Source organism: Caulobacter sp. GW821-FHT12A07 (assembly GCF_058807655.1).
This window is the reverse complement of record NZ_JBXAQX010000017.1, coordinates 13,292-27,559: the sequence shown is the minus strand read 5'-3', so window position 1 is coordinate 27,559 and position 14,268 is coordinate 13,292. Positions and strand designations below refer to the sequence as shown.

At 67.2% G+C, this 14,268-nt stretch carries 12 protein-coding genes; 10 read left to right on the top strand and 2 right to left on the bottom strand.

Annotation, left to right across the window (positions count from 1 at the left end; all coding sequences use genetic code 11):
* The first annotated feature begins 1 nt into the window (after window position 1).
* From rplK to AC1RRS_RS23990, 9 genes are all read left to right on the top strand, one after another.
* Entirely contained in the window at window positions 2-433 is a 432-nt protein-coding gene (rplK, locus tag AC1RRS_RS24030) for a 50S ribosomal protein L11 (protein WP_007661528.1), read from the top strand.
* Window positions 434-437: 4 nt separating this feature from the next.
* Window positions 438-1,127, top strand: a complete 690-nt coding sequence (rplA, locus tag AC1RRS_RS24025; protein WP_110117857.1) for a 50S ribosomal protein L1 — start codon at window positions 438-440, stop codon at window positions 1,125-1,127.
* A gap of 139 nt (window positions 1,128-1,266) precedes the next feature.
* Entirely contained in the window at window positions 1,267-1,506 is a 240-nt protein-coding gene (locus AC1RRS_RS24020) for a type II toxin-antitoxin system VapB family antitoxin (RefSeq protein WP_492857396.1), read from the top strand.
* Window positions 1,506-1,901 carry a type II toxin-antitoxin system VapC family toxin gene (locus AC1RRS_RS24015; RefSeq protein ID WP_492857395.1) on the top strand — a complete coding sequence of 132 codons (396 nt, stop codon included), beginning with the start codon at window positions 1,506-1,508 and terminating at the stop codon, window positions 1,899-1,901. Before AC1RRS_RS24020 ends, AC1RRS_RS24015 begins: the two co-directional genes overlap by 1 nt.
* Window positions 1,898-3,118 carry a BaiN/RdsA family NAD(P)/FAD-dependent oxidoreductase gene (locus AC1RRS_RS24010; RefSeq protein WP_492857394.1) on the top strand — a complete coding sequence of 407 codons (1,221 nt, stop codon included), beginning with the start codon at window positions 1,898-1,900 and terminating at the stop codon, window positions 3,116-3,118. The genes AC1RRS_RS24015 and AC1RRS_RS24010 overlap by 4 nt, the downstream gene beginning before the upstream one ends.
* Window positions 3,119-3,150: 32 nt before the next feature.
* Complete coding sequence (locus AC1RRS_RS24005; protein WP_492857393.1) at window positions 3,151-3,468, top strand: hypothetical protein; 318 nt, start codon at window positions 3,151-3,153, stop codon at window positions 3,466-3,468.
* A 329-nt stretch (window positions 3,469-3,797) separates the two neighbouring features.
* Window positions 3,798-4,316, top strand: coding sequence for a 50S ribosomal protein L10 (gene rplJ, locus AC1RRS_RS24000; RefSeq protein WP_110117853.1), 519 nt, complete (start codon window positions 3,798-3,800; stop codon window positions 4,314-4,316).
* A gap of 46 nt (window positions 4,317-4,362) precedes the next feature.
* A complete protein-coding gene (gene rplL, locus AC1RRS_RS23995; RefSeq protein WP_487292085.1) occupies window positions 4,363-4,743 on the top strand; it encodes a 50S ribosomal protein L7/L12 in 381 nt (126 codons plus the stop codon).
* Between the two features lie 327 nt (window positions 4,744-5,070).
* The gene (locus tag AC1RRS_RS23990; protein WP_492857392.1) at window positions 5,071-7,419 is read left to right on the top strand and encodes a glycoside hydrolase family 31 protein; all 2,349 of its coding nucleotides are present in this window, start codon (window positions 5,071-5,073) and stop codon (window positions 7,417-7,419) included.
* Window positions 7,420-7,466: 47 nt separating this feature from the next.
* Here AC1RRS_RS23990 and AC1RRS_RS23985 read toward each other — a convergent pair whose 3' ends face one another.
* Both AC1RRS_RS23985 and AC1RRS_RS23980 read right to left on the bottom strand, forming a co-directional pair.
* On the bottom strand, window positions 7,467-7,997 hold the full coding sequence (locus tag AC1RRS_RS23985; RefSeq protein ID WP_492857391.1) for a YcxB family protein: 531 nt from the start codon (window positions 7,995-7,997) through the stop codon (window positions 7,467-7,469).
* A 66-nt stretch (window positions 7,998-8,063) separates the two neighbouring features.
* Window positions 8,064-9,794: a tetratricopeptide repeat protein gene (locus AC1RRS_RS23980; protein ID WP_492857390.1), complete on the bottom strand. Its 1,731-nt coding sequence runs from the start codon at window positions 9,792-9,794 to the stop codon at window positions 8,064-8,066.
* Window positions 9,795-10,148: 354 nt separating this feature from the next.
* Here AC1RRS_RS23980 and rpoB point away from each other — a divergent pair, with 354 nt between their 5' ends.
* Window positions 10,149-14,219 carry a DNA-directed RNA polymerase subunit beta gene (gene rpoB / locus AC1RRS_RS23975; RefSeq protein WP_110121629.1) on the top strand — a complete coding sequence of 1,357 codons (4,071 nt, stop codon included), beginning with the start codon at window positions 10,149-10,151 and terminating at the stop codon, window positions 14,217-14,219.
* Window positions 14,220-14,268: the final 49 nt, after the last annotated feature.

Genomic DNA, 14,268 nt, shown 5'->3' with positions numbered 1-14,268 from the left:
TATGGCTAAGAAGATCCTGGGCTACATCAAGCTCCAGGTGAAGGCTGGCTCGGCCACGCCTTCGCCCCCCATCGGCCCGGCTCTGGGTCAGCGCGGCGTCAACATCATGGGCTTCTGTAAGGAGTTCAACGCGCGCACCGAGAACGTCGAAAAGGGCACCCCCCTGCCGACCGTCATCACGGTCTACCAGGACAAGTCGTTCACCTTCGTCACCAAGACGCCCCCGGCGACCCACTACCTGAAGCAGATCACCGGCCTGAAGTCCGGCGCGAAGCTGACCGGTCGTGAGACCGTCGGCGAAGTGACGCGCACCCAACTGCGCGAAATCGCCGAAAAGAAGATGAAGGATCTGAACGCCAACGATCTCGAGGCTGCCGCCAAGATCATCGAAGGCTCCGCCAAGGCCATGGGCCTGAAGATCGTGGAGGCCTAATCCAATGGCTAAGCAACCCAAGCGCATCAAGGCCTGGACCGGCGACCGTGACGCCACCCTGGCCGTCGCCGACGCCATCGCCCTGGTCAAGGCCAACGCCAAGGCCAAGTTCGACGAGACCATCGAAATCTCGGTGAACCTCGGCGTCGATCCGCGTCACGCCGACCAGCAGGTCCGTGGCGTCGTTCAACTGCCGTCGGGCACCGGCCGTGACGTCCGCGTCGCCGTCTTCGCCAAGGACGCCAAGGCCGCCGAAGCCACCGCGGCCGGCGCCGAAGTGGTTGGCGCCGAAGACCTGGTCGAAAAGATCCAGAACGGCTTCATGGACTTCGACCGCGTCATCGCCACCCCGGACATGATGGCCCTGGTCGGTCGTCTCGGTAAGGTGCTGGGCCCGCGCGGCCTGATGCCGAACCCGAAGGTCGGCACCGTGACCCCGAACGTCGGTCAAGCCGTGAAGGACGCCAAGGGCGGCGCCGTCGAGTTCCGCGTCGAAAAGGCCGGTATCGTTCACGCCGGCATCGGCAAGGCCTCGTTCACCGACGAAGCCCTGCTGGTCAACGTCAAGGCTCTGATCGACGCCCTGAACAAGGCCAAGCCGTCAGGCGCCAAGGGCGTCTTCGTCAAGAAGGTCGGCCTGTCCTCGACGATGGGTCCGGGCGTGAAGGTCGACATCGCCTCGATCACCGCCTAACCGCCGATCGAAGCCTTTGACTTCGGAGACGGGCGCTGGAGCGATCCAGCGCCCGTCTTGCGTTTGGGGCCTCGTTTCGTTGGGGTTCGTTGTGAGGCCGGCTAGCCGATGTTATCCTCAGGCTAGATGGAGGTGATCCATGGCCTTTCATATCCGCGACCCCGAAACCGACGCCCTGGTCCGCCAGCTGGCCGAGAAGGCGCACGTGGGCATCACCGAGGCCGTGAAGCTGGCCGCCACCGAGGCCCTGGCCGCGCGTGAGAAGGCGCAGGCGGAAAAGCTGGCGAAGGTCGAAGCCATCCTGGCCGAGTTCGACGCCGTGCCTCGGACGGGCCTCAAGGCGGACAAGGCGTTCTTCGACATGATCAACGGCGACTGATGTTCGTCGACGCCTCGGCCTGGACGGCCGTTTCGCTGAATGAGCCGGAACGGGATCGGCTGGTCGCGGCCTTGGTCGCCGCCGACACCATCCTGACGTCTTCGATCGCCAACTGGGAAACGGTCCGCGCCCTCGTGCGGGAAACCGAGGACGGGGTGAGCGAAGCCAGCGCGCGGTTGTTCAGCTTCCAGGCGAGCCTGAATGTTCGGATCGTCGAGATCGGCGCGCCCGAAGGCCTTCTCGCGCTCGAAGCCCACGCCCGCTTCGGCAAGGGCGTCCATCCCGCCAAGCTGAACATGGGCGACTGTTTCGCCTACGCCTGCGCCAAGGTTCATCGCGTGCCGCTGCTCTACAAGGGCGGCGACTTTTCCCTGACCGACATCGAGGCCGCGTGACCGCTGACTCTTCCAGGATCATCGACGTCGCCGTGGTCGGCGGCGGGCCCGCCGGGCTGATCGCCGCCCAGCGCCTGGCGCAGGCCGGCCGCTCGGTCGTGGTGTTCGAGAAGATGCCGACCTTCGGCCGCAAGTTCCTGATGGCCGGCCGTGGCGGCCTGAACCTCACCCATTCGGAAGACTTCGAGCGCTTCGCCGCCCGCTATGGCCCGCGCGAGGCGGTGCTGCGACCGATGCTCGAGGCTTTTACGCCGGCCGATCTCGTTGCATGGGCCCGGGACCTCGGCCAGGAGACCTTCGTCGGCGCCAGCGGGCGTGTGTTCCCCAAGGCGATGAAGGCCTCGCCGCTGCTGCGCGCCTGGCTGGCCCGGCTGGAGAGCCTGGGCGTCTCCTTGCAGACCCGGTCGGCCTGGGCGGGCTGGAGCGAGGACTGCGCCCTGCTGATCGACGGTCCGGACGGCCGCGAAGCCTGGCGGCCGCGCGCCACGATCCTGGCCTTGGGCGGCGCCAGCTGGCCCAAGCTCGGCTCAGACGCGGCATGGACGAAGACGTTGGAAGGGCAGGGGGCTCAGGTCGCGCCCTTCGCCCCGGCCAACTGCGGGTTCGAGGTTTCTTGGAGCGAGATCTTCCGCGACCGCTTCGCCGGCGAGCCGCTGAAGAACGTCCGCCTGACCTGCGACGGCCGCCAAGCGCGGGGCGACGCCATGGTCGCCGGCTACGGCTTGGAGGGCGGAGCGGTCTACGCCCTGGGCTCGGCCCCGCGCGAGGCGATCGCCCGCGACGGCGCGGCGGTGCTGACCATCGACCTGCGTCCCGACCTGCCGGCCGAGACCCTGGAGCGGCGCCTCTCCGGCGCGCGCGGCGGCCAGTCCCTGGCCAACCACCTGCGCAAGGCCCTGAAGCTGTCGCCGGTCGAGGTGAACCTGCTGCGCGAGGCCCATGGCCTGGACCTGCCGTCCGAGCCGTCGCGCCTGGCGGCGGCGATCAAGGCCGCGCCGATCCGCTTGACGGCCGCCCGGCCGCTGGACCGGGCGATCTCGGCCGCCGGCGGCGTGACCTTCGACAGCCTGGACGGTCTGGCGCTGCGGTCGCGGCCTGACGTCTTCCTGGCCGGCGAGATGCTCGATTGGGAAGCCCCCACCGGCGGCTACCTGCTGCAGGCCTGTTTCGCCTCGGGCGTAGCAGCGGCCAAGCAGGCGCTGGCGCGATTGATCTAGGAGCAGCCATGCGCGTGAGAAGTTCCGGGGAAGTGGCTTCAATCGAGAACGGCGTCGTCCAGATCGCGTTCGACCTGAAGGGATCCAAGGCGGGCTATCTTCTGATCTCCCTGCCGGAAGCCGGCGCCGAGACCGCCATCGATTTCTTCGGCGAGGACCACTACGTCGAGCTGCAGGATCAGTTCTACGGCAGCTATGGCGGATTGAGCCGCTTGAGGCTGGATGGTGATCGGCGACTGGAAATCACTCTACGATACGAGACGCCCCAGGTCGGCTCGCGGCTTGTGATCGACACGGCCGCCCCGCTGTCGGGTCTCGCGCTGGATGGATTGAAGCGGCTGACGCGTTAGCGAAGTCGCTTCTCCCTGTTGATATCCGCCGACTCTTCGTCTATACGGCCCGCCTCTCCGCTGGACTCCGGTTCGGCGGCGAACCTGTTTGAGAACTGCGGGGCGCGGGGTCACCAGCGCCATAATCGAGGAAGAGCCCTTCCTCGCCGTCGGGAGACAGGGATAGAGACGCCAAGACCGCCTTCCTCGTGACGTCAGTCCGAGTCAGGTGCGCGGCCGACTTTCCTTGGAACAGGCTGATGCAACTCGCGCGCGGGAGCAATTCCGCATGGGACGAGCATCTGGCTGCCGGAATGGTCCGGCCGCCTGCAACTGAGTAGGAGACCGCAATGGACCGCGCTCAAAAGCAGGAATCGATCGAGTCGCTGAAAAGCGTCTTCGCCGATGCCGGCGCTGTCGTCGTGACCCACTATACGGGTCTGACCGTTGCGGAAATGACCGACCTTCGTCTTCGCCTCCGCAAGGAAGGCGCCGCGATCAAGGTTGTGAAGAACACCCTGGCTCTGAAGGCTCTCGACGGCAAGCTCGGTGAAAAGGGCGACACGCTCTTCACCGGTCCGGTCGCCATCGCCTTCGGCCCGGACGCCGTCTCGGCCGCGAAGATCGCGGTGCAGTTCGCCAAAGAAAACGACAAGCTCAAGATTGTCGGTGGCGTTCTGGACCAGACCAACGTGCTCGACGAAGCCGGCGTGCGTGCTCTGGCGACCCTGCCGTCGCTGGACGAACTGCGTGGCAAGCTCATCGGCCTCATCCAGGCTCCGGCGACCAAGATCGCTGGCGTCCTGCAGGCCCCGGCTGCCCAGCTGGCTCGCGTTTTCAACGCCTACGCGACCAAAGACGCCGCGTAACGGTCATCCCCGCAAATCTATCCCAATCTCTCTAAGGAACTGACACATGTCGAAGCTCGAAAAGCTGGTCGAAGAACTGTCCACCCTGTCGGTGCTGGAAGCCGCTGAACTCTCGAAGCTGCTGGAAGAAAAGTGGGGCGTCTCGGCCGCCGCTCCGGTCGCCGTCGCCGCCGCTGGTGGTCCGGCCGCTCCGGTTGAAGCCGCTGAAGAGCAAACCGAATTCACCGTCGTCCTGCTGGACGGTGGCGACAAGAAGATCAACGTCATCAAGGAAGTCCGCGGCGTCCGTCCGGACCTCGGCCTGAAGGAAGCCAAGGACCTGGTCGAAGGCGTTCCGCAGAACGTCGTCGAAAACGTTTCGAAGCAGCAGGCCGACGAAGTCGCCAAGAAGCTGACCGAAGCCGGCGCCAAGGTCCAAGTGAAGTAATCCGGTTCCGCGTCGCCTGACGCGGATCTGGTCTTCATGACCTTACGAGACGGGCCCGGAGGGAAACCTCCGGGCCCGTTTTCGTTTCTAAGCCCCTCTCCCCTTGCGGGAGAGGGTGGCCTCGCGGAGCGAGGTCGGGTGAGGGGTCTCTCAGAACCGCCCGCGCGACCCCTCATCCGACGGCCTTCGGCCGCCACCTTCTCCCGCAAGGGGAGAAGGACCGCCGCCCATTCCTCCCATCAATCACACCCTTGCCTTGACCTTCGCCGCGCCCGCCACTACGCCAGCACCAGGGAATGATAGCGGTAACTTAGTGGAGGAAATCGCATGGCTTGGCTGAACGGAGCGCGTCGACGCGCCCTTGGCGTGGCGTCTGGCCTGGCCCTGAGCATGGCCGCCGGCCTCGCCGTCGCGGCCCCGACCACCACGGTCGACCGCAACGGCTCCTATGTCTCGGTCGAGACCTACGCCCCCAACGTCATCCGCGTGACCATCAGCCAGGACAAGGACTTGGCCAAGGCCGCCCCCGGCTACGGGATCAACGGCGCGCCCAGCGACAAGGGCTGGCGCCACGATCAGAAGGCCGGCGCCGACGTCTTCACCTCTTCGGAGCTGTCGCTGGAAGTCGTCGCCCAGCCGTGGCCCGGCGCGCCCAGCCTGCAGGAGCGCTATTTCGCGCCGTCGCTGCCGCCGGTCTCGATCAAGGTGCGCAAGGCCGACGGGACCTCTCTGGTCGATATGAACGGCTGGGAGCTGTCGCCCCACGTCGTCAGCGGCGAGAAGACCTACCGCGCCGGCGCCACCTTCTCGACCACGGCCGACGAGCACTTCTACGGCCTGGGCCAGAACCAGGAGTCGGAAGGCGCGCTCGACCTGCGCGGCCGCACCATCGACTGCAAGCACGACTACGACGCCCCGCACGGCGAGACCGTCTGCGTGCCCTTCCTGGTGACGTCCAAGGGCTACGGCATCCTCTGGGACAACCCGTCGGCCACCAAGATCTATCCGGGCGTCAACGGCCGCACCCTGTGGCAGTCCAACGTCGGCGAGCGGGTGTCGTTCTTCGTCATCACCGGCAAGACCACCGACGAGATCTACGCGGGCTACCGCGCCCTGACCGGCGTCACCCCGCTGCCGCCCAAGGCCGCCTTCGGCTACATCCAGTCCAAGGCCCGCTACGAGACCCAGGCCGAGTTCATGGCCGTGGCCGACGGCTACCAGAAGCGCGGCCTGCCGCTCGACATCATGGTGCTGGACTGGTTCCACTGGACGCGGATGGGCCAGATCGACATCGATCCGACCGCTTTCCCCGACCCCAAGGGCATGAACAAGACGCTGCATGAACGCGGCGTGCAGACCATCATCAGCGTGTGGCCCCGCTTCGAGCAGGAAGGCCGCTACTTCAACTACATGGCCGACAAGGGCTATTTCCTGAAGGACGCCGACGGCAAGGTCGTCGATGGCCTGCCGTTCCGCAGCGATCGCACCGGCGCCCTGATCGACACCACCAACCCCGAGGCCCGCGACTGGTTCTGGGGCAAGATCCGCGACAACATCCTCTCGCAGGGCTTCGACTGGCTGTGGCTGGACGAGACCGAGCCTGACCTGGTGCCCTCGGGCTACTACTTCCACGCCGGCACGGGCGACCGCGTCCGCAACGCCTTCCCGCTGATGCACACCCAGCTGGCCGCCGACGGCTCGCGCCGCGATCGTCCTGACAAGCGCAACCTGATCCTGGCCCGCGCCGCCTACACCGGCGCCCAGCGCAACGGCTCGCTGTTCTGGTCGTCCGACATCTCGCCGACCTGGGAAGTGCTCAAGCGCCAGGTGCCGACCGGCCTGAACTTCACCGCTTCGGGTCTGGCCTACTGGGGCAACGACATCGGCGGCTGGCAGTGGCTGCCGCAGACCACGACGGCGACCAAGCCGCCGCTGCTCGACCCGTCCGACGCCCGCGCCGTGGTCGGCCAGAACAACGACTATCCCGAGCTTTTCACCCGCTGGTTCCAGTACGGCGTCTTCACCCCGACCCTGCGCGTGCACGGCATGCGCAAGGAGACCGAGCTGTGGTCGTTCGGCAAGGAGGCCGAAACCGTCCTGACCAAGTACGTCCGCCTGCGCTACGCGCTGATGCCGTACCTCTACTCGATGGGCAAGACGACCTACGACACCGGCGCGCCCTTCATGCGCGGCCTGTTCATGGACTTCCCGAACGACCCCAAGGTGGCTGACATCGGCGACCAGTACATGTTCGGCCCGGCCTTCCTGGTGGCTCCGGTCACCGACCAGGGCGTCACCGAGCGCGACGTCTACCTGCCGGCCGGCGCCGACTGGTACGACTACTGGACCAATCAGAAGTACACGGGCGGCCAGACGATCCGCGTGAAGGCCCCGATCGACACCATCCCGCTGTTCGTCCGCGCCGGTTCGATCGTGCCGATGGGCGCGCCGATCCTCAACACCAGCCAGCCCCAGGCCATCAGCGCCGTGAAGGTCTGGCCGGGCCGCGACGCCGAGTTCTCGCTCTATGACGACGACGGCGTCACCAACGCCTACGAGAAGGGCGTCGGCAAGACGGTCAAGCTGCGCTGGGACGACAAGGCCGGCAAACTCACCGCCACGGGCGACAAGGCCCTGGCGGCCCAGGCCCAGGCCGCGGTCCAGGTGGTGAAGTAAGAGACGAAGAGGGGAGGCGGAAACGTCCTCCCTTTTTTCTTGGCCGGCTATTTCCGCCGCTTGCCGGCCGCGCCCAACGCGCCGGTCAGGATGGCGCGAAGCTCCGCAATCTGGTCCCCGGTGAGGACGCGCTTGGGGACATAGCTGTAGAGGCGGTCGCTTCGCCAGAGGAGCAGGCCGCCAGGGGCCTCCTGCCAGCGATAGAAGTCGCCCCAGGCCCATTGAGACTGGCTGCGGATGTTCTGGAAGGTGATCTGTTCGGGGCCCCAGGAAATGACGGTTTCGTCCTGCAGGCTCTTGTCCCGCGCGATCTGTTGGCGCGCTGACAGGGGCAGCACCCACCGATCGCCCAGCCACCTCAAGGCCAGCAGCACCAGGCCAACGCAGAACAGAGGCGTGTGAAGCATGACGCCGCTCCAGCGCTCCTGGAGCGCATATCTGGCGATCATCAGCAGGGCGTAGCCCGTTATCAGGAAGGGCACGGCTCGGAAGGCCTTCACGCCCGGAAGGCTCCGATAGGCGTAACCTCGGGCGTCGGCGAGATCGGCGGCGGTGAACTGGTAGGTGGCGGTGTGCATGCCGGCGCTCAAGCTTGACCCAAGGTTGCAGGGCTAAACCGAAATCCGCTCGAGGCCAAGCCGGCCTCAGGCCGCCGGTGCTTCTTCCACCCGCTCCGCCAGCGCCCCCGCCACTTCTTCCAGCCTCGGCCCCCAGTCATCCGCCCCCTCCGGCGCAAAGGCCCGCACGTTGGGGTACCAGGGGCAGCCGCCCGTCCCCAGCAACGGCCAGAGTGGGTTGGAGGCGAGGATCCAGGTCTCGACGCCGCAGGCGGCCGCCAGGTTGCTGGTCGCGGTCATCGGACCGATCATCATATCGAGCGCGCAGGCCAGGGCGGTGACGCCCTCCAGGTCCTGCATCAGGTCCTGGCCCGGCGGCTGGTGGATCTCCAGCCCCGCCGCGGCGGCGCGGGCCAATTCCGGCCCGGGCTCGCCGTACTGCAGATTGACGAACACCGCGCCCGGCATGCGCAGCACCGGCGTCCAGGCCTCGAACGGGGCGAAGCGGCGGTTGCGAAGCCCGCCCATCAGCCGGCTGCGCCACATGAAGCCGACCTTGCGGCCAGGACCCAGGCTCGCCAGCCAGTCCTGCCAGTGCGCCAGCCGGTCCGGATCGGGCGACAGGAAGGCGCGCGGGGCGAAACGGTCGGTCGTCGGCCGCAGCAGCGGCAGCAGGGCGCCCATCGGCGCCCAGGTCTCGTGATCGCTGGCGTCCGGGACGCCGCGGGTCACGCGGCCGGCCAGGCTCGTGCCGACATGCGGCGTCACCCGCACGCCGGGGAAGGCGCGGGCGAACAGCGAAACCAGGCGCGGCTCCACCGCCAGGGTCAGGCGGCCGGCGGGGCCAAGGGCGGTCAGAAGGTCGGGCAGCATCGAGCCGAACAGCACCTCGTCGCCCAGGCCCTGCTCGCCGACCAGCAGCAGGGAGAGGCCGCGCAGCGGCCGGGCCGGCGTCCAGCGCTCGCCGGGAATGTCGAAGGCCATGGATTCCCGGCGTTCCAGCGCCAGCCGGGCGGCGTAGTCGGCCCAGCCGCCGGCCAGGTCGCCCAGGCACAGCTGGGCGAAGGCCCGGGTCATGCGCACCGAGGCGGCCTGGGGCGGGGTCGGGGCGGCGGCCAGGGCCGCGTCGCAGGCGGCCAGGGCGCCGGCCGCGTCGCCGACGTCGAGGCGGGCGATGGCGGCGTTGGCCAGCACCGGCACCTCGCGCGGACCCAGGCGCGCGGCCTCGTCGTGAAACACCTGGGCGTCCCCGTCGTCGCCGCGCTGGGTGGCGATCGAGCCCAGCAGGCTCCAGAGGTTTGGATCCTCCGGCGCCAGGGCCATGGCCTCGCGCACCACTTGCAGGGCGTCGTCGAAGCGGTCGAGGTCCCGTAGGGCCGAGGCCAGGTCCTGGGCGTCGGCCAGGTCGCCAGGCGCGGCGGCGCGCACCCGCAGCAGCAGTTCGGCCGCCATGCCCGGCTGGCCCAGGCGCCGGGCCAGCCGCGCTAGGTCGCGCACGCCGTCGGCGTCGTCCGGCCACAGCTTGTGGGCGGCCTGATAGGCGGTGAAGGCCTTGGGCAGCTGGCCGGCGCGCTCGTAGACCAGGCCCAGCAGCCGCAGGGCCAGCGGCCCGCCGTGCGGGGCCGCGGCCATGGCCTTCTTCTCGGCGGCCTGGAAATCGCCGGCCGCGAGGTCGGAACTGGCGGCGATCATCAGCTTGCGCGGAACCGGCGAAACTTCGTCGATCCGGTCGGCGATCCGCTGCATCGGCGAGACCAGGGTGGTCGAGGCGTCGGGCGGGGAGGGGCGCCTGAGGGACGGCTGGGCGGCGGCGGGCATGGCGATCCTTCGTCCCCGGAAGGGGGCTGAGCGGGCGTATCCCTGCTGAAACGAAGCGACGCCGTCGAATGGGGCGCTATTTCCCCCTTTCCATCCGCGTTTCGATCCCCTATATCCGCCCGTTCACGAAGACATTTCGGCGGAGTGCGTCCACGCACGTCCGCTCTTCAACGCCCCGAGGCGCGATCAGCCGCCCTCCGATCCGCGCGAAGGGGCGCCCATCGAGCTTCCGGTCCCGGTCGCTCGCTAGGGGAATTCCAGCGTCCGACGCTCTCCGACCAGGGGAGCGGCGAGGGTGGACGCCGAGGCATTCGAATTCACGCGCGGATTCCGTCCGCGCCGCAGGGAAAAAACATGGCGCAATCCTTCACCGGCAAGAAGCGGATCCGGAAGTCGTTCGGCCGCATCCCCGAAGCTGTGCAGATGCCGAATCTCATCGAGGTTCAGCGCTCCTCCTACGAGCAGTTCCTTCAGCGCGAGGTCCGTCCGGGCCAGCGTCGCGACGAAGGCGTCGAAGCGGTCTTCAAGTCGGTGTTCCCGATCAAGGACTTCAACGAGCGCGCCGTGCTCGAATACGTCTCGTACGAGTTCGAAGAGCCGAAGTACGACGTTGAAGAGTGCATTCAGCGCGACATGACCTTCGCCGCGCCGCTGAAGGTCAAGCTGCGCCTGATCGTGTTCGAAACCGAAGAAGAAACCGGCGCCCGGTCCGTCAAGGATATCAAGGAGCAGGACGTCTACATGGGCGACATCCCGCTCATGACCGACAAGGGCACCTTCATCGTCAACGGCACCGAGCGCGTCATCGTCTCGCAGATGCACCGCTCGCCGGGTGTGTTCTTCGACCACGACAAGGGCAAGACCCACGCCTCGGGCAAGCTGCTGTTCGCCGCCCGCGTGATCCCGTACCGCGGCTCGTGGCTCGACTTCGAGTTCGACGCCAAGGACATCGTCTACGTCCGCATCGACCGTCGCCGCAAGCTGCCGGCCACGACCTTCCTCTATGCCCTGGGCATGGACGGCGAAGAGATCCTGACCACGTTCTATGACGTCGTCCCGTTCGAAAAGCGCGCGGGCGGCTGGGCCACCCCGTACAAGGCCGAGCGCTGGCGCGGCGTGAAGCCGGAAGTCGCCCTGGTCGACGCCGACACGGGTGAGGAAATCGCTCCGGCCGGCACCAAGATCAGCGCCCGCAACGCCAAGAAGTTCGCCGACGCCGGTCTGAAGACCCTGCTGCTTGGTCCGGAAGCCCTGACCGGCCGCTACCTGGCCCGCGACGCCGTCAACTTCGAGACCGGCGAGATCTACGCCGAAGCCGGCGACGAGCTGGACGTCCCGACGATCCAGGCCCTGGCCGACCAAGGCTTCGACACCATCGACGTGCTCGACATCGACCACGTCACGGTCGGCGCCTACATGCGCAACACCCTGCGCGTCGACAAGAACGCCGTCCGCGAAGACGCGCTGTTCGACATCTACCGCGTCATGCGTCCGGGCGAGCCGCCGACGGTTGAAGCCGCCGAAGCGATGTTCAAGTCGCTGTTCTTCGACGCCGAGCGCTACGACCTGTCGTCGGTGGGCCGCGTGAAGATGAACATGCGCCTCGAGCAGGAAGTCTCGGACGAAGTCCGCGTCCTGCGCAAGGAAGACGTCCTGGCCGTGCTGAAGCTGCTGGTCGGCCTGCGCGACGGCCGCGGCGAAATCGACGACATCGACAACCTCGGCAACCGCCGGGTGCGTTCGGTCGGCGAACTGCTGGAAAACCAATACCGCGTCGGCCTGCTCCGCATGGAACGGGCGATCAAGGAACGCATGTCGTCGGTCGATATCGACACCGTCATGCCGCACGACCTGATCAACGCTAAGCCGGCGGCCGCCGCCGTCCGCGAATTCTTCGGCTCCTCGCAGCTGTCGCAGTTCATGGACCAGACGAACCCGCTGTCGGAAATCACCCACAAGCGTCGTCTCTCGGCCCTCGGCCCGGGCGGTCTGACCCGCGAACGCGCCGGCTTCGAAGTCCGCGACGTTCACCCGACCCACTACGGCCGGATCTGCCCGATTGAAACGCCGGAAGGCCCGAACATCGGTCTGATCAACTCGCTCGCCACCCACGCCCGCGTGAACAAGTACGGCTTCATCGAGAGCCCGTACCGTCGCGTGAAGGACGGCAAGCCGATGGACGAAGTCGTCTACATGTCGGCGATGGAGGAATCCAAGCACGTCATCGCCCAGTCGAACATCAAGGTCGTCGAAGGCGAGATCCTCGAAGACCTGGTTCCGGGCCGCATCAACGGCGAACCGACCCTCCTGCAAAAGGAGACGGTGGACCTGATGGACGTGTCGCCGCGCCAAGTCGTGTCGGTGGCCGCCGCCCTGATCCCGTTCCTGGAAAACGACGACGCCAACCGCGCCCTCATGGGCTCGAACATGCAGCGTCAGGCCGTGCCGCTCGTCCAGTCGGACGCCCCGCTCGTGGGCACCGGCATGGAAGCGGTCGTGGCTCGTGACTCGGGCGCCGTGGTCATCGCCAAGCGCACCGGCGTCGTCGAGCAGATCGACGGCACCCGTATCGTCGTGCGCGCCACCGAAGAGACCGACGCGGCCCGCTCGGGCGTCGACATCTACCGGATGTCGAAGTTCCAGCGCTCGAACCAGTCGACCTGCATCAACCAGCGTCCGCTGGTCCGCGTGGGCGACAAGATCAGCGCCGGCGACATCATCGCCGACGGTCCGTCGACGGAGCTGGGCGAACTGGCCCTGGGCCGCAACGCGCTCGTCGCGTTCATGCCCTGGAACGGCTACAACTTCGAAGACTCCATCCTGATCTCCGAGCGCATCGTCCGTGACGACGTCTTCACCTCGATCCACATCGAGGAATTCGAAGTCATGGCCCGCGACACCAAGCTCGGTCCGGAAGAAATCACCCGCGACATCCCGAACGTCGGCGAGGAAGCCCTGCGCAACCTCGACGAAGCCGGCATCGTGGCCATCGGCGCCGAAGTCCAGCCGGGCGACATCCTGGTCGGCAAGGTCACGCCGAAGGGTGAAAGCCCGATGACTCCGGAAGAAAAGCTGCTGCGCGCCATCTTCGGCGAGAAGGCTTCCGACGTCCGCGACACCAGCCTGCGCCTGCCCCCGGGCGTCGCCGGCACGATCGTCGACGTGCGCGTGTTCAACCGTCACGGCGTCGACAAGGACGAACGCGCCCTGGCGATCGAACGCTCGGAAATCGACCGTCTGGGCAAGGACCGCGACGATGAGTTCGCGATCCTGAACCGCAACATCTCGGGTCGCCTGAAGGACCTGCTGATCGGCAAGAACGCGCTGTCGGGTCCCAAGGGCCTGTCGCGCGGCGAGATCACCGCTGAAGGCCTGGCCTCGGTGGCCTCGGGCCTGTGGTGGCAGATCGCGCTCGACGACGAGAAGGCGATGGGCGAACTGGAAAGCCTGCGCCGTCTGTTCGACGAGAACCGCAAGCGCCTCGACCGTCGTTTCGAAGACAAGGTCGACAAGCTGCAGCGCGGCGACGAACTGCCCCCGGGCGTCATGAAGATGGTCAAGGTCTTCGTGGCCGTGAAGCGCAAGCTTCAGCCGGGCGACAAGATGGCCGGCCGTCACGGCAACAAGGGCGTCATCTCGCGCATCCTGCCGATCGAGGACATGCCGTTCCTCGCCGACGGCACCCACGTGGACCTCGTGCTGAACCCGCTGGGCGTGCCTTCGCGCATGAACGTCGGTCAGATCTTCGAAACCCACCTGGGCTGGGCCTGCGCCAACCTCGGCAAGCAGATCACCGGTCTGCTCGAGGACTGGCAGCACGGCGGTCAGAAGGACGCCCTGGTCCAACGTCTGCGTGACGTCTACGGCCCGGACGAAGAGCTGCCGGACACCGAGGAAGACCTGGTCGAGCTGGCCAAGAACCTGGGCAAGGGCGTTCCGATCGCCACCCCGGTGTTCGACGGCGCCCGCATCGAGGACATCGAGAGCCATCTCGAAATGGCCGGCGTCAACGCGTCGGGTCAGTCGATCCTGTTCGACGGCACCACCGGCGAGCAGTTCAAGCGTCCGGTCACGGTCGGCTACATCTACATGCTGAAGCTGCACCACCTGGTCGACGACAAGATCCACGCCCGTTCGATCGGTCCGTACTCGCTGGTCACCCAGCAGCCGCTGGGCGGCAAGGCCCAGTTCGGCGGTCAGCGCTTCGGGGAAATGGAAGTGTGGGCTCTGGAAGCCTACGGCGCGGCCTACACCCTGCAGGAAATGCTGACGGTGAAGTCCGACGACGTGGCCGGCCGGACCAAGGTCTACGAGTCGATCGTCCGCGGCGACGACACGTTCGAAGCCGGTATCCCGGAAAGCTTCAACGTGCTGGTCAAGGAAATGCGCTCGCTCGGCCTGAACGTCGAGCTGGAGAACAGCTGATCCGGATCTCCCTCCTCTGCGTGATCGCAGGGGAGGGGCCCTCTTCAGC

Bases quoted from the DNA above. Each gene is read 5' to 3' on its own strand.
- AC1RRS_RS23985 (WP_492857391.1), bottom strand. From the start codon at position 7,997: ATGCACACCGCCACCTACCAGTTCACCGCCGCCGATCTCGCCGACGCC.
- rplA (WP_110117857.1), top strand. From the start codon at position 438: ATGGCTAAGCAACCCAAGCGCATCAAGGCCTGGACCGGCGACCGTGAC.
- rplK (WP_007661528.1), top strand. From the start codon at position 2: ATGGCTAAGAAGATCCTGGGCTACATCAAGCTCCAGGTGAAGGCTGGC.
- AC1RRS_RS23990 (WP_492857392.1), top strand. From the start codon at position 5,071: ATGGCTTGGCTGAACGGAGCGCGTCGACGCGCCCTTGGCGTGGCGTCT.
- rplL (WP_487292085.1), top strand. From the start codon at position 4,363: ATGTCGAAGCTCGAAAAGCTGGTCGAAGAACTGTCCACCCTGTCGGTG.
- rplJ (WP_110117853.1), top strand. From the start codon at position 3,798: ATGGACCGCGCTCAAAAGCAGGAATCGATCGAGTCGCTGAAAAGCGTC.
- AC1RRS_RS24015 (WP_492857395.1), top strand. From the start codon at position 1,506: ATGTTCGTCGACGCCTCGGCCTGGACGGCCGTTTCGCTGAATGAGCCG.
- rpoB (WP_110121629.1), top strand. From the start codon at position 10,149: ATGGCGCAATCCTTCACCGGCAAGAAGCGGATCCGGAAGTCGTTCGGC.
- AC1RRS_RS24020 (WP_492857396.1), top strand. From the start codon at position 1,267: ATGGCCTTTCATATCCGCGACCCCGAAACCGACGCCCTGGTCCGCCAG.
- AC1RRS_RS23980 (WP_492857390.1), bottom strand. From the start codon at position 9,794: ATGCCCGCCGCCGCCCAGCCGTCCCTCAGGCGCCCCTCCCCGCCCGAC.